The following is an 18993-nucleotide window of genomic DNA, read 5'->3' as shown; positions in this document are numbered from 1 at the left end:
GAACATGAAGTTCATGAAGGTTGTTTTTATATATTTCACCTCTTCATTCCAGCGAAGACGAGAACCTAAAGTCCCCTCTTGAGAGGGGATTCAGGGGTGTGTTAATCATTTTCAAGTAACACAGAGCTTCACTACTTAGGTTCTTTCATCTTTTTCTTTAATTTTTTTAAAAACTTTTCAGTTGGAGCAGTTCCCCCAACTTTTCTTTGTTGTTTTACTTTATCCCATGCACCTTTATAATCTTTTTGAGCGAATCTTGAACTCGCCCAAAATGTTAGTGCATAACCTTTATCTTCATCTTGCTGATATGCTTTTTGAAACAATTCCTCAGATTCCGTCAAGTATTGTTTCTTAACTTTTCTTGATAGTTTCTTATTTGTCAAAGCACAACCCGTATATATCTTTCCAGCATCTGCGAAGAAACCATTTTTCGACAACCCTTTAGATATCGCTATATCAGACATTTTTTTTGCTTCACAAAAATATTCTGCATCAGCAAGTGCCGCCATAAACCCCCAATAAACTTCAGGATTTTCTGCATCTAGTAACCAAGCTTGGTTAAATCTTCTCATTGCATTTGGCAAATCATCTTTGTAGTAATACTCAAAGCCAACTTCAACAAAATATTGTGCAGCCATTTTCAAATCTCCATTAAAAGTATTGGAAACATTTTCAATAAATTGTTTATCTGCAATTTTTAGTTCAGGCATCTCTTGTCTGTTAATACCTCCATACATTGCTCTTTGATCAAAGGGAAGTTTCTTGTATTTGGGTTTTCCTGCATAACCACAACTTGAAAATAGTATCAGGCATAAAAACATAACTTTAAAATTAGACATTTTTAGTCTCCTATTATTAGTGGAAGTTTATAAAATATTTTGACTAGTATACTCTATATTAACCAACACACCCCTAAATCCCCTCTCTAGAGGGGATTTTAAAAATTTGGATTATTGAGTATATTGGAATTAGAAATGTTCAAGGACAAGGCGAAAAATATGAGTTTATATTGAATAAACGATTATTTTTCAACGCTGTAATTGAGCATTTATAAACCAATAGACCAATAATTAAGTGCGGGTTCTGTAATTGGGTGCTTCTTTTGTGATGTTCACATCATGAACATGACTCTCCGTCATCCCCGCATTGGTTATCTTAACCATTTGTGGTTTTTCTTTCATCTCTTCAATGGATTTACAACCAACGTATCCCATGGAAGCACGCAAACCACCCATCAACTGGTGGACTACAGGTGCCAATGCTCCTTTATAAGCCACTCGCCCTTCGATTCCTTCGGGAACCAATTTTTCCGCACTCACTTCGTCCTGGAAATAGCGATCTTTTGAGCCTTTGTCCATTGCTCCGAGTGAACCCATACCACGATAGGCTTTGTAACTCCTGCCTTGGTATAATTCAACTTCACCGGGTGATTCTTCTGTTCCGGCAAATAATCCACCGGCCATAATCACACTCGCACCCGCTGCTATGGCTTTAGCAACATCGCCTGAATAGCGGATTCCACCATCAGCAATTAATGGAATATTTTTGGCTTTTAAAGCCTGAGCGACATTATCAATAGCTGTAATTTGTGGAACTCCGACTCCAGCAACGATTCGTGTGGTACAAATTGATCCGGGACCAACACCAACTTTCACACAATCGGCTCCGGCTTCTACTAATGCAAGGGCTGCTTCTCCGGTGGTGATGTTTCCGGCAACAATTTGGACATCTTTGAAATTGTTTCTAACCCACCTAACCCGATCAATCACACCTTGAGAATGACCGTGAGCCGTATCAACCACTAAGACATCCACACCGGCTGCCACTAATGCTGAACAGCGCTCTTCGGTATCTCCACCGGCACCGACGGCTGCGGCAACAACCAATTGTTCATCCTCGTCTTTAACTGCCAAAGGATGCTCTTTTGATTTCTGCATGTCTTTTACGGTAATCAAGCCTTTGAGTTGAAAATCATCATCAACAACTAAAACCTTTTCGATTCGATGTTTATGAAACAGTTGCTTGACTTCTTCGGTTTCCGCTCCTTCTTTAACTGTTACCAGATTATCCTTACGAGTCATAATATTGTAAACCGGATCTTCCAGTACTCTTTCAAAACGCATATCTCTGCTGGTTACAATTCCGACCAATCCGCTTTCATCAACAACAGGAACGCCCGAAATACGGTGCTTTCTAGTAATTTCCAAAACATCACGAATGCTGGTATCGGGAGTAACGGTGATTGGATTTTTAATCACGCCGGTTTCAAATTTTTTGACAATACTGACTTCTTTGGCTTGTTCTTCAATACTGAGGTTTTTATGAATCACACCAATACCACCTAATTGAGCCATGGTAATTGCCAATCTGGATTCCGTCACTGTATCCATCGCCGCTGAAATCAGAGGAATATTTAACCGGATTTTTTCAGTCAATCGGGTGGACAAGTCAACATCTTTGGGTAAGATATTGGAGTAGGCAGGAACGAGCAAAACATCATCAAAGGTAAGAGCATCTGAGATAATACGCATGATACAAACTCCGAAGGTTGAATTTATAAAAAATTCGGCGCATTCTACCATAACCAATCACAGGAATAAAAAATAGATGCCAATAAATTCAGGAAAAACTCCCGAAAATGCACTCACACCTGCCGGTTTGAATCATATTTCCAGACAATTACTCGAAAGCGAGCTGGGTTCGGTATGGATTCGAGGAGAGGTCAGTAATGCCAATAGCAATCAGAATTTACATATTTATTTTTCTCTGAAAGACGAAAACGCCTCTGTGAGTTGTGCTTTTTTCAAGAATGCCAACTTTGCTAACCAAAGAGTCAAAAACGGTGATAACTTGCTGGTCTACGGGCAGGTTTCACTTTTTGAAAAAACAGGGAACTATCAAATTATCGTCAAACGCATCGAATCTTCCGGAATTGGCGATATGGCAAAAGCATTTGCCGAGTTAAAAATCAAACTGGAATCCATGGGTTATTTTGACCCTTCCAAAAAGAAAAAAATACCATCAGTTATCAATTCTATAGGAATTGTGGCTTCTCAGTCATCGGCTGCTGTTCGGGATGTTTTGAATGTGATAAAACGTCGAAACCCTTTGCTTGAAGTTAAAATATATCATGCTTCGGTTCAGGGCGATAATGCAGTGGGAGAAATCATTGATGCTTTATTGATGGCGGACATCGGCTCGCATGATGTGATATTACTCACTCGCGGTGGTGGCTCTCAGGAGGACTTATGGACTTTCAACGATGTTTCTATTGCTCAAACCCTATTTAATTTGAGCACGCCTTGTGTATCTGCCATTGGGCATGAAAGAGACACGTCAATTTCTGATTTGGTCGCAGATGTTTCAGCAATCACTCCGAGTGCCGCTGCTGAATTGTTGACACCGGATATGGAAAACCTGAAAAACCGACTGGAAAACAATATCAAAGTTCTGCAAAGAAACATGCAAATCCATCTCAACAACTATTCTCAACAATTAGACATCAACTTTCATAAACTACAAAAATCGCACCCCAAAGTCAGAATCTTGACAGAGAAAAAAGAGTTGCAAAATCGTTTTGATAAGTTGAAATCTCTATTTAATAACCAAAATGATGAAAGAGACCGAAAACTCAACCACGTTTTATTGAAACTAAAAAAACACGACTTTGCCATTGGCGAGAATAAAGTCTCAATGAATTTAGCTGAAAAAAGAATCGCTAATGCCATGCAACAAAAGCTGGATAATAACCATAACAAAATTGCGAATCTTTCCCATGCTTTAGACAACCTCAGCCCGTTATCAACACTTTCGAGAGGTTATTCCATCACATTAAAAGCTGATAGTAAAAGTATTATCAAATCAACTGATGATGTCAGTGTTGGCGATGTTATTGAATCTATCGTTGATAAAGGGCGAATCCAATCGACGGTCATAACAACTTATCATTCAAAAAATAAGGAAAGTCGTTGAAACAGCTATTACAAACTGAAACATTAGAGGAAATTATTAAGAAAAGCACGTTTATTGCAATCGTGTCCCCGGTTGCATCCGTACAACAGGCTCAGGGTTTTCTGCAACAACATTCTAATTTGACTGCAACTCATAACTGCTGGGCGTATCAAATCGGGCAGGAATATCGCTTCAATGATGACGGTGAACCATCAGGAACAGCCGGAAAACCTATTCTCAATGCGATTACCGGTCAGGAGTTTGATAATACAGTTGCTTTGGTGATTCGGCACTATGGTGGAATCAAACTGGGAACCGGAGGTTTAATGCGAGCTTACGGAGGAGTGGTGAGTCGTTGTTTGCAACAGGCGGCTTTTGAACCAATAAAGCATTATTCAGGATTTTCTTTATCAGTACCTTTTGCATTAACACAGAGCATTTATAATTTGGTCAGAAATTTCGATGCTGAAATTGTTCGTGAAAATTACAATAATAACGGAGCTGAATTGCACCTAAGAATTTTGTGTGAAGAAATCGAAACTTTCAAAGCACAAGCTGTGAATTTATGCAAAGGAGATATAATTTTTTCAAAAGAAGTATAAAATTACTTCTTATTTTGAATAGAATCCATGACTCTTTCTTTTAAATCTTTCCCTGGTTTGAAATGAGGTGCATACTTAATACCCAAAGCGACGGATTCACCGGTTTTCGGATTGCGACCCATGCGTGGTTTTCTTTCTCTTAGAGTAAAACTTCCAAACCCTCTTATTTCGATACGATCACCGGATGCAATCGCTGAACTCATGGTATTGACCAATTCTTTTACGGACAAAGTCACATCCGACTTCAAAAGACCGGAGTCGGCAAATTTATCACAAAGAATGTTAATGAGTTCGGATCTGGTTATACTCTTCATAGCTTACTTATTATAAACACATAAAACAAAAAGAAAAGCACCTAAATAAAAATAGGTGCTTTCTTGCTCACAATTTTATCAGATATCAATTACCTTGTGTAATATCTATCTCAATTATTGATCCATTTTTTCTTTTAACAAGTCACCCAGGCTTGTAGTGCCTGAACTTGCGTCCTTATAATCCTTAAGAACTTGACTCATTTCATCAGCTTCTTTGGCTTTGATTGAAAGGGTCAAAACTTTCTTACGTCTGTCCATTCCGACAAACTTAGCTTCAATTACATCGCCTTCTTTCAGGATTTCTGAAACATCAGTAACTCTGTCTTTAGAAACATCAGCTGCTTTAATTTGTCCCAGAACACCTTCTTCCAGTTCAACAACAGCTGCTTTGTCTGTCACTTCCTTAACAACACCTTTAACAAGGCTGCCTTTAGGATGACTTGCAACATAAGAACCGAAAGGATCTTGTTCCATTTGTTTGATGCCCAATGAAATACGCTCACGCTCTGAGTCAACTACCAATAACATGGCTTCTACAGTATCGCCTTTTTTGTATTTACGAATCGCAACATCATCAGCTTCATTCCATGAAATGTCAGACAAATGAACCAAACCATCAATTCCGCCTTCAAGACCGATGAAAATACCAAAATCAGTGATTGATTTGATTTTACCGGAAACAACATCACCTTTTTCATGACCACTTGCAAACGCATCCCAAGGATTTGGTTTACATTGTTTCATGCCCAATGAGATACGACGTTTGTCTTCTTCGATATCCAGAATAGCAACTTCAACTTCATCACCAGGTTGAACCACTTTCGCCGGATTGATGTTTTTGTTTGTCCAGTCAATTTCTGAAACGTGAACCAAACCTTCGATTCCATCTTCAATCTCAACAAAACAACCGTAATCGGTGATATTAGTCACACGTCCAAACATGCGTGAACCAACAGGCAATCTGCGTGCGATATCTTTCCAAGGATCTTCACCCAATTGTTTCAGACCTAATGAAACACGGTTTTTATCTTTGTCGAATTTAAGAACACGAACTTCAAGCTCTTGCCCGATTTCAACAACTTCCGAAGGATGATTGAAACGCTTCCAAGACATATCAGTGATATGCAACAGACCGTCAATTCCACCCAAATCAAGGAACGCACCGTAATCAGTAAGATTTTTAACAATCCCTTTAACAATTGCTCCGTCAACCAGAGTTTCCAGCAATTTATCTCTGTCTTCTGAGTATTCAGTTTCAACAACTGCACGACGTGAAACAACGACATTGTTACGACGTTTATCCAGTTTGATAACTTTGAATTCCAAGTCTTTACCTTCGAGGTAACCAGGATCTCTGACAGGACGGACATCAACCAATGAACCCGGTAAGAAGGCTCTTACACCGTTCATATCAACGGTAAAACCACCGCGAACTTTACCTGTAATTTTACCTAAAACGATGTCTGCATTGTCGTGAGCAACTTGTAAATGCTCCCATACCAACATACGTTTGGCTTTTTCACGAGAAAGAATGGTTTGTCCATAGCCGTTTTCGTATTTTTCAAGTGCTACTTCAACTTCAGCACCCACTTCAACATCAACTTCATCATCATCGTTTCTGAATTCGTCCAGTGAAATAACACCTTCAGATTTCAAACCCGCATCAATAACTGCATAGCCATTTTCAATGTCAATGACTTTACCTTTGATGATAGTTCCGGGAAGTAAGTTTTTTGTAGTCAGGTCTGACTCAAGCAGCTGTTCAAAATTTTCGCTCATATATTAGCTCTTTCAATGATAAGACAAATTTCATATTTAATGTCTTATCGGGTTTCTGTATTGTTTTTGCACAATACTCGTTAGTAAACATCATCTGACTGTGATTTGCTCATTGCCGATGACGACTTAAACTTTAAATTCTTTGAGAGATTATTCAGATGTTTTTTTGATAATTTTCAGGCAATACTGAAAAACTTCATTAATGCTCATATCACTTGTATCAATGATAATTGCATCCTCTGCCGGCACTAGTGGAGAGACTTTTCTGTTGCTGTCCCTTTCATCCCTGGCCGCTATCTCATTTTCAAGAGCGCGGATATTAGCATCAACCCCTTTGTTTTTCAACTGTTTGTAGCGTCTTTTCGCCCTTTCTTCGGCACTTGCGGTCAAAAGAACTTAATTGGTGCATCATGGAAGACAACAGTGCCCATATCGCGTCCATCAGCAACCAGACCGGGAGCTTGTCTGAAATCTTTCTGACGTTGTAATAAAGCGGCTCTGACTTCAGCAATTGGAGCAATTTGGGATGCCATAGCACCACATGTTTCTGTTCTTAATTCATTGCTGACATTTTTACCATCCAGAAATACTGAAGCAGGTTCGCCCGGGATAGATTGAAACGATAAATCCAGTTCTCCGGCCAACTTGACAAGCGTTTCAACATCTATTGGATCTGTTTCAGTTTTAAGAGCCTTTAAAGCAATCGCTCGATAAATCGCACCACTATCCAGCAAATGCCAGCCCAGATAATTGGATAATAAAGACGCCAAAGTGCCCTTTCCTACTCCGGAAGGGCCATCGACGGTTATGACTGGTATGTTTTTTGCGTTCATTGCTCTTGCCAATCCTCAATTCTTAAATTTGAAATTCTTGAGAATTCTTTCGTATTATTCGTAACTAATGTAGTATCAAAAGCTTTTGCAATGGATGCAATCATTAAATCATTAGGACCAATAATCTTACCCTGTCGAGTTAAATCTGCTCGGATAATACCGTATTCTTCTGCTGCTTTATCATCAAAGGGAAGACTGATTAAGGGTTTAAAAAAACTTTTCAATAATTTTAAATTTGACTCCACTTTAGAACTGTTTCTGGCCCCAAAAATCAGTTCTGCTTTCACAACACTACATAGTGCCAGTTCAGAAGGAGATTGTTGCATAAACTTATCATGAATTGATGAGTGACTATGATTCAATAAATGAATACACACATTCGTATCAAGTAAATACATCAGTCGAACAACTCTCTGTTTTCAAAGGACAACTGCTTAGGTCTTTTCAATTTTTCACCCTCCCAAGCCCCAAAAAGTTCAAAATACCCCTCAGGCCATTTGTTTTCCAACTCCTTTCTAGCAAGTTCAGCAATATATTTTGAAACAGATAAATGTGACTCTTCGGCTTTTTTCTTCAATTTTTCTGCCAAAGCATCAGGAAGATAAAAATGCAACTGTGCCATATAGATAACCTCACATATATTTGTTATATGTGCATTATCTGCAAATATATGACTTATGTCAACCTGCAGAATAAATAAGAGCTTCCTTGCTTTTCAAATAGACCACGATTATTCAAACTCATTACAAAATATCACTTGTGGTACTTCAATAATAACTTTATTGATGTTGTAGTGGTCTAATAAACTCGGACACATTTTTAGCCTATATAATACTGAAAACAGAGGTTAGATAATGTCAAAGAAACAAAGATTATCATTTACGGTTGAGCAGCGTCGTGATTATGCCAAATTGATGGTTGAAGAAGGTTATACCTACAAGCAAGTCATGGATATATCAGGTGCTGGTCAAACAGCGGTCAGTCGCTGGAAAAAGCAATATATTGATGAAATTCACGGAAAAACACCCCAAGGAACTCAAGCAATGACAGCTGAGCAACAAGAAATCCAAAGGCTGAAAAAAGAATTATGGCGTGCCAAAAGTGTAATGGTCAAGTTTCATTAATAGTGATATAATTTGAAAAATAGTAATAACAAACCTACTAACTTAGGCCCTCAGTACCACATCCCAATTTAATATTTTAATGGATTTGTTATTTTCGTATATATTACAAAAGAAATTTTCAACTTTCAATAGTATTGTTTGTACATTGAGCACTATTAAATAGTGCAAATATTTTGAGTCTGAGAATTAAATTACTATCTTATCTCTAAATTGAGGCTATGACAAATTTCCAAAAAATTCGGAAAAGATGTCATAATGTTTTCGCAATTCTTTACTGTGATATTTCCTTCTGCAAATTGTCCGGCGATTAAAAAGCTCATGGCACAACGATGGTCGTCTTCTGAGTCAACAGTACCACCAGATAAGTTTCCGCCTTGAATGATGATTCCGTCTTCCAGTTCTTGACAATCACAACCCAATGTTTTTAAACCATCCGCCATAACAGTGATGCGGTCGCTTTATTTTTTACGTAATTCAATCGCTCCGGTGAGTTTGGTTTCGCCTTTTGCCAGAGCAGCTGCAATAAACAGAATCGGAAACTCATCAATTGCTGAAGCGATGTATTCATGCGGAATTTCGATACCATGAAGTTGTGATGATTTGACGACCACATCGGCAATGGATTCGCCTGCCTGCACTGTTTCATTCACGATAGAAATATCGGCACCCATTCGTTTAAGAATATCAATCACACCCGAACGACTGGGGTTTACACATAGATTTTTAAAAGTGAGTTGCGAATTTTCCGACAAGCATACCAAAACCATAAAAAACGCCGCGGATGAAATATCTGCCGGAACAACAACTTTAGTGGCTTTGAGTGTTTGTCCACCTTGCATTTTGACAGTTAGATTTTGCTTATCCACACTCAACTTGCAACCAAATCCTTGCAACATATTTTCGGTATGATCTCGGGATAATTTGGGTTCTGAAACCACTGTTTCACCATCGGCATAAAGACCGGCAAGTAAAATACAGGATTTCACCTGAGCGCTGGCAATCGGCGATTGATAATTGATAGCTTTAAGCTTTTCAATCGGTGAAAATTTCAATGGGGCGGTTTCATTTTCATCAGGTTCAATTTTTGCTCCCATCATTTCCAAGGGTTTTATAATTCGTCCCATTGGACGTGAATTTAATGATTTGTCACCTAATATTTCACTTTCAAAATTTTGTGCGGCTAAAACACCTGAAAGCAAACGCATTCCTGTTCCTGAATTGCCACAATCAATTTTGCCGGAGTTTGGTGGTTTTAAACCATTTTTCCCGATTCCATGAACAAAATATTTATCATCTTTTTTGACAATTTTCACACCCATGCTTTGCATCGCTCGCATGGTGGATAGGCAATCAGCTGATTCCAGAAAACCACTCACTTCGGTCACACCTTCAGCCAATCCACCTAAAATCATAGAACGGTGAGATATGGATTTATCACCCGGTACAACGACATCACAATTTAATTCCAACTTCTTTTGCGGAGTTGAAATCAGTGTATTTTTAATTTCAGCCACAAACTTCTTCCATGGCTTTATCAAGCCTTTGCATTTGCGCTTGGGTGCCAATGGTGATGCGCAGATAATTAGGCAATCCATAATTTCCGACCGGGCGAGTGATAATTCCTCGTTTAAGCAATTCCATATAAATTCCTGAGGATTCTTGGGCAAAATCAACAAGCAAGAAATTTCCTTTTGACGGAACAAAACGCAAATCCAGTTTTTCACAAGTTTGTTGCAGTATTTGCATGCCTTCACGGTTTTCAACCAGTGATTTTTGCAAGAAATCCTTATCATCAATCGCGGCTTGTGCCGCAGCTAAAGCTAAAGAATTGACATTAAACGGCTCACGAATGCGGTTTAAAACATTAGCAATATCCGGATTGCTCAAGGCATAACCCACACGCAAACCGGCTAATCCGTAAGCTTTGGAAAATGTTCGGGTAACGACTAAATTGTTAAACTCCGAAAGCCAAAGACTGGCGTCAACTATTTCATCATCTGAAGAATATTCCAGATAGGCTTCATCAACCACAACTATCACATTTTCAGGAACTTTAGCAATAAAGTTTTTCAACTCGGATTCTGATAAATGATTGCCGGTTGGATTATTCGGATTCGCAATAAAAACCAGTCGTGTGTTTTCATCAATGGCATCAAACATTGCCTCCAAATCATGTCCTAACGGCGAATCGCTATCCCAGCTTTTTGCCGGAATTTGTTTATGAGTGGCGCCAACAGCCTGAATTGCTAACGGATAAACGGCAAAACAATATTGTGAATACACCGCATTCAGTTCGGGCGTAAGAAAAGCCTCTGCTAATAACACCAAAACATCATTAGAGCCATTTCCCAAAGTGATACCATCTATTGAAATATTATGCTTGGCTGATAAGGCTTTTTTCAATTCAAAACCGTTACCATCCGGATAGAGTTCAATTTCCGTAATCACTTTTTGCATAGCTTCAATAGCTTTCGGGCTGGAACCCAAAGGGTTTTCATTGGAAGCCAGTTTGATGATGTTGGAGATTCCCATTTCCCTTTCCAGTTCGGAAATCGGTTTTCCGGGAATATACGGACTGAGTTTTTGCACTCCTTTAACTGCGAGAGTTTTATAATCGAACATATCAGGATTTAATAGGTTTTCAAAACCCGTTATTGTCACTTTTATTGTCTGATAAAGCAACCTCTGGGAAGAAATTACAAAAGCTATTTGAGGCATATTCATAACTAAGGGCGGATGAGATGGAGAAGTAAATTGAGCTAGGTTTTTTTTATGAAAATTGAATCTCTAGTCATACTACAGATTGATTTTTATAGAAAAAGATAGCCAATTTAAGCTACATTATCACCGTTTTTAGTTATGAATATACCTCATTAGTTTTGTTCAAAAAAGTTTTTAAAGCCCACAATACTTAAATTTAACCATGCCAAAATCAACAAACTTCCACCAATTGGAGTAACCCACGATATAGCCGTTTTACCGATAATCACCAAAATGAACAAACCACCACAAAATAGCAAAATACCTGTCAACAGACTGACAATTGCAGAGCGAATCCAAAAAGTTGGTTCTTTAAATGTGCTGAGCCACAATAATAAAATTGCATGCAAAATCTGAAATATAACCGCATTGTTGAATAACAAGTACTGAGCGGAACCTCTTTCGATATTGAAAAAATGACTACCCATTGCAGCCAAAATGACCGCCGTCATTCCATAGACAGCGGCAATAATAAATGAAATTTTCGATAAACTAGCTTTCTGCATTGTCATCTGCACCGACTTCGGTTTTATCTTCCAGCAAGTCATCAATTTTTTTATTCAAAGCATCAAACTTATAGGAAGGAATGACATAAGTCCAGTTTTGCAGTTTTTTGACAAATTCAGGAATAGACTCTGCATTTGCCAGACTCAGATTCAAAAGATAATCTTCATCAACTTTAGCCATTTCCAGAGTGTAATATGTTCCGGAAAACTCTTCAAATTGAACACTCAAGTCTGATTTCACAAATTCTGTTTTATCAATCACTTTGCTGATACTGAATTTTTGCAAACCATTTGCATAATCACTTAAATTCGCTGAAGATTTAATTTGTTTATCATCGGGAGTATTTTCTAAAGTAAAACTTTCTTCATCAGGTGATGATTTACTTAATTTAAAATCTGAATCCTCTGATTTGTAACTCACCGATTTTATTAAACTGCTGTCAATATCCAGAATGGTTGTCACAATCCAATCCTTGCTTTCCAACTTGATATTTGGTGAACCACTCGCTAACCATGTTTGCTCATCGGAATTTAATCTGACATAAGTTCCTCTTCCTGTTTGTGACTTTTTCCCAATCGCAATTTCCACCAATTGTATATCATCAACTTTTAGAACAACATTTGTAGCTGCTTGCACGCCACTTTCATCCAGTTGTAAACGGTGATAGTTTTCAGGATTAGATGTTTTCTTTTGCTTCAACGTCATCTTGCGAAGTTCCAAAAGCAGGTTTGCCACATTATTGGCATCAGCAATAAAGCCCTGTTGCTCAGCAACTACCCAGTTTCCATCTTTTTTTGACAAACTAACCTGTTTATCATTTTTACTGATAACAACTCCGTTAATTTCGTTGATTTGATCTTGCAGTTCAGGAACTAACAACCGGGTAGTATCATTATCAGTTCCCTTATCCGATAATACAAAATAACTGCCAACTGCCAAAACCAATAAAATTCCAACCAATAGTGCGTTATTTTTCATAGTGACCTCCTTTTTTTCTAGGGCGTAACCATAAAACATAAATTCCAAACAAACTCACTAGCAATGGCATCAAGCCAATGTTGATAATTTTCAAATTACTACCCAAGTCTTTGATATCTTTATCCAAGTTACGTCTAACCTCACGAAGCTTTTTACGGACTTCCAGTTTTTCATCCTGAAACTTCCTCAATTCTTCTTCCTGTTCTTTACTGAGAATCAAACGATTCTGCTGTCCTTTTTCACGTTGAATTTGAGTGAGCTTTTCTTCAGTTTCACGCAGTCTTTGTTTCAACACATTTTCCTGCTCTCTGAATTTTTTATCTGATGCCTTTTGAATTTCCATCACTTTGGTAAAAGGTCGGGCAGAGTTCTTTCTTCCCCGAATGTTTATCAAATCAGGACTACCCGCCATGTTGTCAAATAAATTAATTATCATGTTGCCATTATCCGCAAACGCAGAAAAAACTTTGCGGCCAAAGAAATTCTGACTTCTCACCCACATCTGATCAAATAAAAAGTCAGTATCTGCAAAAAGCACCACTTTAGGAGTTTCTGAGGTTTGAACTACCGATTCCTTACTCACACCCTCGATTCCATCCGGGAAAGCCGTTTTAATTTCACCGCTGAGTCTGGCTGCCAAAATATAGTTTTTGTCATCCGGTTGATAATTCTGAAATAATGTTGAAGGATCAAACAAAAACTTGAGTTTATCAGTATCCGTTGTAGAAGCCAATTTTGAACTGCTTAAAATGGCTTGTAAGTTTTCTCCTTCAAAATACCCCGAAGCAGCAATATTAACTGTACTCAGTTCGCGAGTAACAATATCTTCAGTATTAAAAGATTCACCCTCCAACGCTAAATATGCAAGGTGTCTGGTGGGTCGCCCGCCTTGGCTGGTTTGAATATTGAGCGCAAATTTATCATCCAATATCACTTTCTTCGGATCGAATTTGACATTCCATGCATTCAACAATTTATCAAGACTGGAACTTCTATCAGCCTGATAAGCAGCCATAGGATTTTGTGGATCCTGCGGAACATCTTCAGCTTGAGAATGCGGGTCAACAAATAACAATAATCTTCCACCTTTCATTACAAATTGATCGATGGCAAATAATGTTTTATCACTCAAAGTTTTAGGATGAATCAGCATCAATACATCAATATCACTATCAATAACTTCAGCAGTAATCTCAATATTTTTGACTTCGTAATCCTTTTCCAACTGTGTGGCAAAAACCTGTGCTTCGACTCTTTCACCGGTTTGCTGATCAAACTTCGCCTGAACATTTATTGAGCTCATAATACCAATTGTTTTCTTCTCAGGGTTATTGAGATTATTTATCAATTGTGCAATATCGTACTCCAAATAAGACTCTCGATCCGGTTGTAAAAAAGGAATCACTTCAACAGAATCCAAAGTATTTTCGCCGACCAAGCCAAAAAACACATTTTCACCGCCATCGCCAACGGGCAGTGCTTGTAAACCATACTGCGAGGCTTCATCTTCTTCCGGTGAAAATATTTTCGGATCGATTAAGGAAACTTGTAATTTTGAATCCGCATAGCGTTGCATTTCATTCAGTAAATCCATAACTGTATTTTTATAAGTTCTCAGCGGCGGAATGCTATGAGTTGCTTCATCAGAAAAATAAAGTTTCAGATGAACATTTTCTTCAATGTTCTGGAGAATGTTTTTGGTTCCATCATTTAAAGTAAACAGTTTGTTTTCGGTTAAATCGAGTCGGGTTCTGGAAAATATTCCCGACTGGCTGATAATAATTGAACCCAGCATAAAAATTGCCAAAAGTATCAATAATTTTGTTGCATTAGATTTCATGTTTTCCTCCTTAATCCGCTTTCTTAATGTCTAACAATACTGATGTCGCATAAAGCCATAGACTAATGACCATAACGAAATAAACCAAATCACCTAAATCCAACACTCCTTTATTGATACTGCCAAAGTGACTGAGAAAACTGGTGGAGGCAATGGTATCAACCATGAATTGAGGCATCCATGATGAGAAGAAATCCAACACTAATGGCAACCCGGCGAGCAAAAATACAAAACATATCACCGCCGTCAGAATAAATGCGATCACCTGATTCTTACTGGCAACCGAAATGCACGAACCAATGGCAAGAAAAGCCCCTGCCAGAAGAAAACTACCGATATAACTGGCAAATATCATGCCATTATCCGGCTCACCCAGATAGTTAATTGATATCCAGATTGGAAATGTCAAAAATAAGGCAATTCCAACAAATATCCACGATGAGAAGAACTTTCCAAGCACCAGATCTTTCTGTGAAACCGGTAATGTCATTAACAACTCAATGTTGCCACTTCGACGTTCCTCAGACCATATCCGCATTGACACAGCAGGTACAAGAAATAAATACAACCAGGGATGAAACCCGAAAAACGGAGCTAAATCAGCCTGATTCCGCTCGTATAAGCCTCCGAGATAAAATGCAAACACACCACTGAGGATTAAGAAGATAACAATAAAAACATAAGCAATCGGGGTTGAAAAATAACCTTGCAATTCACGTCTGATAACTGCGTTCATAGGACTCATTATGCCACCTCCTTATTTTCTAAAGTAATGCTTCTGAACACTTCATCCAATCTTCCCGCTTCCATTGTAAGACGAGTCACAGAAATGTTGTGCTGTTTCAAAAAGTCACTAATTTCATCAAAAATGTAAATTCCCTGAGCCGGAAATACTGTTGTCTTGCTTTTTTTGCTGTCAAATTCAACATCTCTAACACAGCTCAGATTTTTAATTTCGTCCAATAAAGAAAAATCTATATTGGCATCAAATGTAACCGCATTATGGAATCGTGACATGTTTTCCAACTCACCCGGCGTGTTATCGGCAACAATTTGACCATCAGCAATAATCACAGCCCGATCACAAACCGCGTGAACTTCTTCGAGAATATGTGTTGAAATAATTATAGTCTTATCTTTTGCCATTGATGTTATTAACTCGCGAACATCATGTTTTTGATTCGGGTCCAGACCATCTGTTGGTTCATCCAGAATCAACACTTCCGGATTATGAATAATTGCCTGTGCCAAACCCACTCGGCGTTTAAACCCTTTTGAAAGTGTTTCGATACGTTGATAATAGACTTTTGCCAGATTGATTCGATCAACAACTTCATCCACTTTGGTGTTGATTTGACTTTTGTCGATTCCCCGCATTCTTGCTATAAATCTGATGAAGTCACAAACTTTCATCTCATCATAGCTGGGAGCTCCTTCAGGTAAATAACCAATCTTTTGCTTAACAGCAATTGGATTTTCAAACAGGTCAATACCACAAACTTTCACACTTCCGGAAGTCGGTTGTAAAAAACCGGTAATCATCTTCATGGTTGTTGATTTTCCGGCACCATTTGGACCAAGAAAACCGAGAACTTCACCCTTGTTTGCAACAAATGACAAATCATCCACTGCAACAAACTGGTTGAATCTTTTACTTAGATTTTTACATTCAATCATGTTTCCCTCAAAATATATTTTTAATTACAAACAACTTTTATGTTAGAATATTGGGTCGCTATTTTTACTAAATTTTGATTCAAAAATCAAGAAATTACACCCCGCACCCTCATTGCGGAATTTTAGAATATTTCAACTCCGGAAAGTTCAATATTTATGATAAGACAACTTGATAGTTTGCCTGAAGGCTTGTTAAAGCTGAATGCTGATCAACTTTACAAAAAAATTGATAATCATACATTGGTTCATTTGGAAGGTAAAATCAAGAGACCGGTTTTTATATCAATCCTGCAACATGGAGATGAACATACCGGCTGGGATGCCTTACGGGATTATTTGAATAACCACAAACAAGGCTTACATCGTTCGATTAGTATTTTATTTGGAAATGTACAAGCAGCCAGACATAACGTAAGATCATTGGACAATCAACCGGACTTTAATCGATCCTGGCCAAATACCTTCTTCAAGCAAGAATATCCTGTTGCAAAAACAATGCAGGAGATTACTGAAATCATGAAAGAACTGAATCCGTTTGCCAGTGTGGATATCCATAATAATTCGGGCAGAAATCCTCACTATTCGGGCATCAATGTTTTAAACAAAGATTTCATCAATTTAGCTTCATTATTCTCTGACACAATGATTTATTTCACCAGTCCTTATGGAATTCAGTCAGGAGCTTTTGCTCCATTTTGTCCGTCTGTAACTGTTGAGTGTGGTTTGTCAGGAGCATCAGACGGAACTGAACAAACCCATACTTTTTTGGAATTACTCATGGAACAAACCAACTTATCTCACGTTCCGGGAATTCTGGAACACCAAAAGGTTTATAAAATTGTTGCAACAGTCAAAGTTAAACCCGAAATCGACATCAGCTATGAACAACACGACCATGCTTTTATGCTCACAAAAGACTTGGATGTCTTGAATTTCCACGAAATCAATTCAGGAGAGGCGTTTGGACATCTCTGCTCAAAACTGGAAGAGCAAGAATGCATGCCATTCATCGTCACCGATGAAAATGGAAACGATGTAACTGATACCTACTTTGAAGTTAAGCAAAACAAGATTGTTTCCAAAACCAAGTTTATCCCATCAATGATTACTCAAAAAATTTCAGCAATCAGACAAGATTGTCTGTGCTATATCATGCAAAGAATTAATTTAGACAAATATATTTAAGATAAAGGTAAATTATGAAAATCAATAGTGTTAAAGCAATTATCACCGGCGGTGTTTCCGGACTCGGACTGGCCTGCGCCAGAAAAATTATTTCCGAAGGGGGAAGTGCTACATTGCTGGATATTAACGAAGATGCTGCCAAAGAAGTCCTTGGAGAACTCGGTTCACGAGCATTTTTTGTAAAAACCGATGTGAGCAATGAAGAAAGCGTCATTAATGCTTGCCAAACTGCTAATGAAAACATGGGTGGACTTAATGTCGCAATTAATTGTGCCGGTGTTTTATCAGCCGGAAGAGTATTAGGACGTGAAGCACCTATGGCTAGCGACTATTTTGCCAAAGCAATAAATATTAACCTCATAGGAAGTTTTAATATATGCAAAACTGCCGCAAACATTATGCAAAATAATGAAGCTGATGCTGATGGACAAAGAGGTGTTTTGATAAATACAGCTTCGATTGCTGCTTATGAAGGTCAAATCGGACAGGCGGCTTATTCTGCATCCAAAGCCGGAATCGTCGGTATGACTTTACCAATGGCAAGAGAATTCACCCGCATTGGTGTTCGTGTGATGACAATTGCACCCGGAGTATTTATGACACCGATGGTAGCAGGTATGCCGGAAGATGTTAAAGCTGCATTGGGAGCGGCCGTACCTTTCCTTCACGCTTAGGAAATCCGGCAGAATTTGCCGACACAATGAAACATATCGTTGAAAATACCTATCTGAATGGCTCTGTAATTCGTTTGGATGGAGCGATTCGGTTACAAGCCAAATAAACTACAACTTCTCAGGGCTTCGGGAAAAATCCGGAGCCCTTTTTTAATAAGAATTACCACAACTCAGGATTCATCAAAGCAGGAACACATGTGATTTTAACAGGTTGTTTTTCAGTCTCAGTCTGAGTTAAAGGCATTGCCTGCCATCCGAAAGGATATTCCAAATCAAAGGAGCACTAAATTTTTCAGCATCTTCGGTATTGAATCCGAATCTTCCGTAATATTTGGGGTCACCATATACAAAAATAATCTCTGCTTTAGTTTCTTTTAAAATAGATAAGCCTTTTTCAATTAATTCAGAGCCTAAACCACTTTTCTGATATTCAGGCAAGACACCAAGCGGAGCTAAAATATAACCTTGCCAATTTTCTCTCCCTTCTATGCTAACTGGACTCAATGCAATGTGCGCAACTATTTGATTTTCATGTTCTGCGACAATTGTTAATGAGTCTTTGTTAGTTACGACATCGAGTAAATCTGTAGCCAGTTTAGCAACTAGTTGTTGTTCACTCTCTGCAAAAGCATCATAATGCACTTTGCGAATTGCATCTGTGTCATCAATTGTTGCTAGTCTTAAGACTGCTTGTTTAGCCAACTCTGGAATCTTTTTTCATTTTTTAATTCTGACAATTGTTTTTGAATTTCTATCAACTGTTTGGATA

Annotated in this window: 17 protein-coding genes and 3 pseudogenes; 5 read left to right on the top strand and 15 right to left on the bottom strand. The window is 38.3% G+C overall.

The window, feature by feature from the left end:
- Positions 1-131: 131 nt before the first annotated feature.
- A complete protein-coding gene (locus R3F25_04365) occupies positions 132-839 on the bottom strand; it encodes a hypothetical protein (GenBank protein MEZ5496047.1) in 708 nt (235 codons plus the stop codon).
- Between the two features lie 231 nt (positions 840-1070).
- Complete coding sequence (gene guaB, locus R3F25_04360) at positions 1071-2531, bottom strand: IMP dehydrogenase (protein ID MEZ5496046.1); 1461 nt, start codon at positions 2529-2531, stop codon at positions 1071-1073.
- Between the two features lie 76 nt (positions 2532-2607).
- On the opposite strand from guaB, the gene xseA reads away from it, so the two are divergent.
- Entirely contained in the window at positions 2608-3972 is a 1365-nt protein-coding gene (xseA, locus tag R3F25_04355; protein ID MEZ5496045.1) for an exodeoxyribonuclease VII large subunit, read from the top strand.
- Positions 3969-4553: a YigZ family protein gene (locus R3F25_04350; GenBank protein ID MEZ5496044.1), complete on the top strand. Its 585-nt coding sequence runs from the start codon at positions 3969-3971 to the stop codon at positions 4551-4553. The genes xseA and R3F25_04350 overlap by 4 nt, the downstream gene beginning before the upstream one ends.
- Before the next feature lie 2 nt (positions 4554-4555).
- On the opposite strand, the gene R3F25_04345 is transcribed toward R3F25_04350, so the two are convergent.
- From R3F25_04345 to R3F25_04325, 5 genes and pseudogenes are all read right to left on the bottom strand, one after another.
- Positions 4556-4858, bottom strand: a complete 303-nt coding sequence (locus R3F25_04345; protein MEZ5496043.1) for an integration host factor subunit beta — start codon at positions 4856-4858, stop codon at positions 4556-4558.
- 123 nt (positions 4859-4981) lie between these two features.
- Positions 4982-6646 carry a 30S ribosomal protein S1 gene (gene rpsA / locus R3F25_04340; protein MEZ5496042.1) on the bottom strand — a complete coding sequence of 555 codons (1665 nt, stop codon included), beginning with the start codon at positions 6644-6646 and terminating at the stop codon, positions 4982-4984.
- A 150-nt stretch (positions 6647-6796) separates the two neighbouring features.
- A pseudogene (gene cmk, locus R3F25_04335) lies at positions 6797-7479 on the bottom strand ((d)CMP kinase).
- The gene (locus R3F25_04330; protein MEZ5496041.1) at positions 7476-7877 is read right to left on the bottom strand and encodes a type II toxin-antitoxin system VapC family toxin; all 402 of its coding nucleotides are present in this window, start codon (positions 7875-7877) and stop codon (positions 7476-7478) included. The pseudogene cmk and the gene R3F25_04330 overlap by 4 nt, the downstream one beginning before the upstream one ends.
- Positions 7877-8101, bottom strand: a complete 225-nt coding sequence (locus R3F25_04325; GenBank protein MEZ5496040.1) for a ribbon-helix-helix protein, CopG family — start codon at positions 8099-8101, stop codon at positions 7877-7879. The genes R3F25_04330 and R3F25_04325 overlap by 1 nt, the downstream gene beginning before the upstream one ends.
- A gap of 232 nt (positions 8102-8333) precedes the next feature.
- Here R3F25_04325 and R3F25_04320 point away from each other — a divergent pair, with 232 nt between their 5' ends.
- Positions 8334-8603 carry a transposase gene (locus R3F25_04320; protein MEZ5496039.1) on the top strand — a complete coding sequence of 90 codons (270 nt, stop codon included), beginning with the start codon at positions 8334-8336 and terminating at the stop codon, positions 8601-8603.
- Between the two features lie 194 nt (positions 8604-8797).
- On the opposite strand, the pseudogene aroA reads toward R3F25_04320, so the two are convergent.
- From aroA to R3F25_04285, 7 genes and pseudogenes are all read right to left on the bottom strand, one after another.
- Positions 8798-10198 (bottom strand): annotated as a pseudogene (gene aroA, locus R3F25_04315) (3-phosphoshikimate 1-carboxyvinyltransferase).
- Complete coding sequence (gene hisC / locus R3F25_04310; protein ID MEZ5496038.1) at positions 10110-11225, bottom strand: histidinol-phosphate transaminase; 1116 nt, start codon at positions 11223-11225, stop codon at positions 10110-10112. The pseudogene aroA and the gene hisC overlap by 89 nt, the downstream one beginning before the upstream one ends.
- A gap of 251 nt (positions 11226-11476) precedes the next feature.
- Entirely contained in the window at positions 11477-11869 is a 393-nt protein-coding gene (locus R3F25_04305) for a DUF423 domain-containing protein (GenBank protein ID MEZ5496037.1), read from the bottom strand.
- Positions 11856-12848, bottom strand: coding sequence for a DUF4340 domain-containing protein (locus R3F25_04300; GenBank protein ID MEZ5496036.1), 993 nt, complete (start codon positions 12846-12848; stop codon positions 11856-11858). Before R3F25_04300 ends, R3F25_04305 begins: the two co-directional genes overlap by 14 nt.
- Positions 12838-14688: a Gldg family protein gene (locus R3F25_04295; protein MEZ5496035.1), complete on the bottom strand. Its 1851-nt coding sequence runs from the start codon at positions 14686-14688 to the stop codon at positions 12838-12840. Before R3F25_04295 ends, R3F25_04300 begins: the two co-directional genes overlap by 11 nt.
- Before the next feature lie 10 nt (positions 14689-14698).
- A complete protein-coding gene (locus tag R3F25_04290; GenBank protein ID MEZ5496034.1) occupies positions 14699-15433 on the bottom strand; it encodes an ABC transporter permease in 735 nt (244 codons plus the stop codon).
- Positions 15433-16365: an ABC transporter ATP-binding protein gene (locus R3F25_04285; GenBank protein ID MEZ5496033.1), complete on the bottom strand. Its 933-nt coding sequence runs from the start codon at positions 16363-16365 to the stop codon at positions 15433-15435. The genes R3F25_04290 and R3F25_04285 overlap by 1 nt, the downstream gene beginning before the upstream one ends.
- Positions 16366-16521: 156 nt before the next feature.
- Here R3F25_04285 and R3F25_04280 point away from each other — a divergent pair, with 156 nt between their 5' ends.
- Entirely contained in the window at positions 16522-17550 is a 1029-nt protein-coding gene (locus tag R3F25_04280) for a M14 family metallopeptidase (protein ID MEZ5496032.1), read from the top strand.
- 14 nt (positions 17551-17564) lie between these two features.
- A pseudogene (locus R3F25_04275) lies at positions 17565-18331 on the top strand (SDR family NAD(P)-dependent oxidoreductase).
- 127 nt (positions 18332-18458) lie between these two features.
- Here R3F25_04275 and R3F25_04270 read toward each other — a convergent pair.
- A complete protein-coding gene (locus R3F25_04270; protein ID MEZ5496031.1) occupies positions 18459-18926 on the bottom strand; it encodes an N-acetyltransferase in 468 nt (155 codons plus the stop codon).
- Between the last annotated feature and the right edge of the window lie 67 nt (positions 18927-18993).

The sequence above is a fragment of the Gammaproteobacteria bacterium genome (assembly GCA_041395445.1).
In the GTDB taxonomy this organism is placed as follows: Bacteria; Pseudomonadota; Gammaproteobacteria; order Xanthomonadales; family Marinicellaceae; genus NORP309.
The sequence above is the reverse complement of the archived record's forward strand: the minus strand, read 5'-3'. Positions and strand labels throughout refer to the sequence as shown.

What these genes read in the sequence shown, in the direction of transcription:
- R3F25_04290 (MEZ5496034.1), bottom strand. Translation starts at nt 15,433, where the DNA reads ATGAGTCCTATGAACGCAGTTATCAGACGTGAATTGCAAGGTTATTTT.
- hisC (MEZ5496038.1), bottom strand. Translation starts at nt 11,225, where the DNA reads ATGTTCGATTATAAAACTCTCGCAGTTAAAGGAGTGCAAAAACTCAGT.
- R3F25_04365 (MEZ5496047.1), bottom strand. Translation starts at nt 839, where the DNA reads ATGTCTAATTTTAAAGTTATGTTTTTATGCCTGATACTATTTTCAAGT.
- R3F25_04320 (MEZ5496039.1), top strand. Translation starts at nt 8,334, where the DNA reads ATGTCAAAGAAACAAAGATTATCATTTACGGTTGAGCAGCGTCGTGAT.
- R3F25_04295 (MEZ5496035.1), bottom strand. Translation starts at nt 14,688, where the DNA reads ATGAAATCTAATGCAACAAAATTATTGATACTTTTGGCAATTTTTATG.
- R3F25_04285 (MEZ5496033.1), bottom strand. Translation starts at nt 16,365, where the DNA reads ATGATTGAATGTAAAAATCTAAGTAAAAGATTCAACCAGTTTGTTGCA.
- rpsA (MEZ5496042.1), bottom strand. Translation starts at nt 6,646, where the DNA reads ATGAGCGAAAATTTTGAACAGCTGCTTGAGTCAGACCTGACTACAAAA.
- R3F25_04300 (MEZ5496036.1), bottom strand. Translation starts at nt 12,848, where the DNA reads ATGAAAAATAACGCACTATTGGTTGGAATTTTATTGGTTTTGGCAGTT.
- R3F25_04325 (MEZ5496040.1), bottom strand. Translation starts at nt 8,101, where the DNA reads ATGGCACAGTTGCATTTTTATCTTCCTGATGCTTTGGCAGAAAAATTG.
- guaB (MEZ5496046.1), bottom strand. Translation starts at nt 2,531, where the DNA reads ATGCGTATTATCTCAGATGCTCTTACCTTTGATGATGTTTTGCTCGTT.
- R3F25_04330 (MEZ5496041.1), bottom strand. Translation starts at nt 7,877, where the DNA reads ATGTATTTACTTGATACGAATGTGTGTATTCATTTATTGAATCATAGT.
- R3F25_04280 (MEZ5496032.1), top strand. Translation starts at nt 16,522, where the DNA reads ATGATAAGACAACTTGATAGTTTGCCTGAAGGCTTGTTAAAGCTGAAT.
- xseA (MEZ5496045.1), top strand. Translation starts at nt 2,608, where the DNA reads ATGCCAATAAATTCAGGAAAAACTCCCGAAAATGCACTCACACCTGCC.
- R3F25_04305 (MEZ5496037.1), bottom strand. Translation starts at nt 11,869, where the DNA reads ATGCAGAAAGCTAGTTTATCGAAAATTTCATTTATTATTGCCGCTGTC.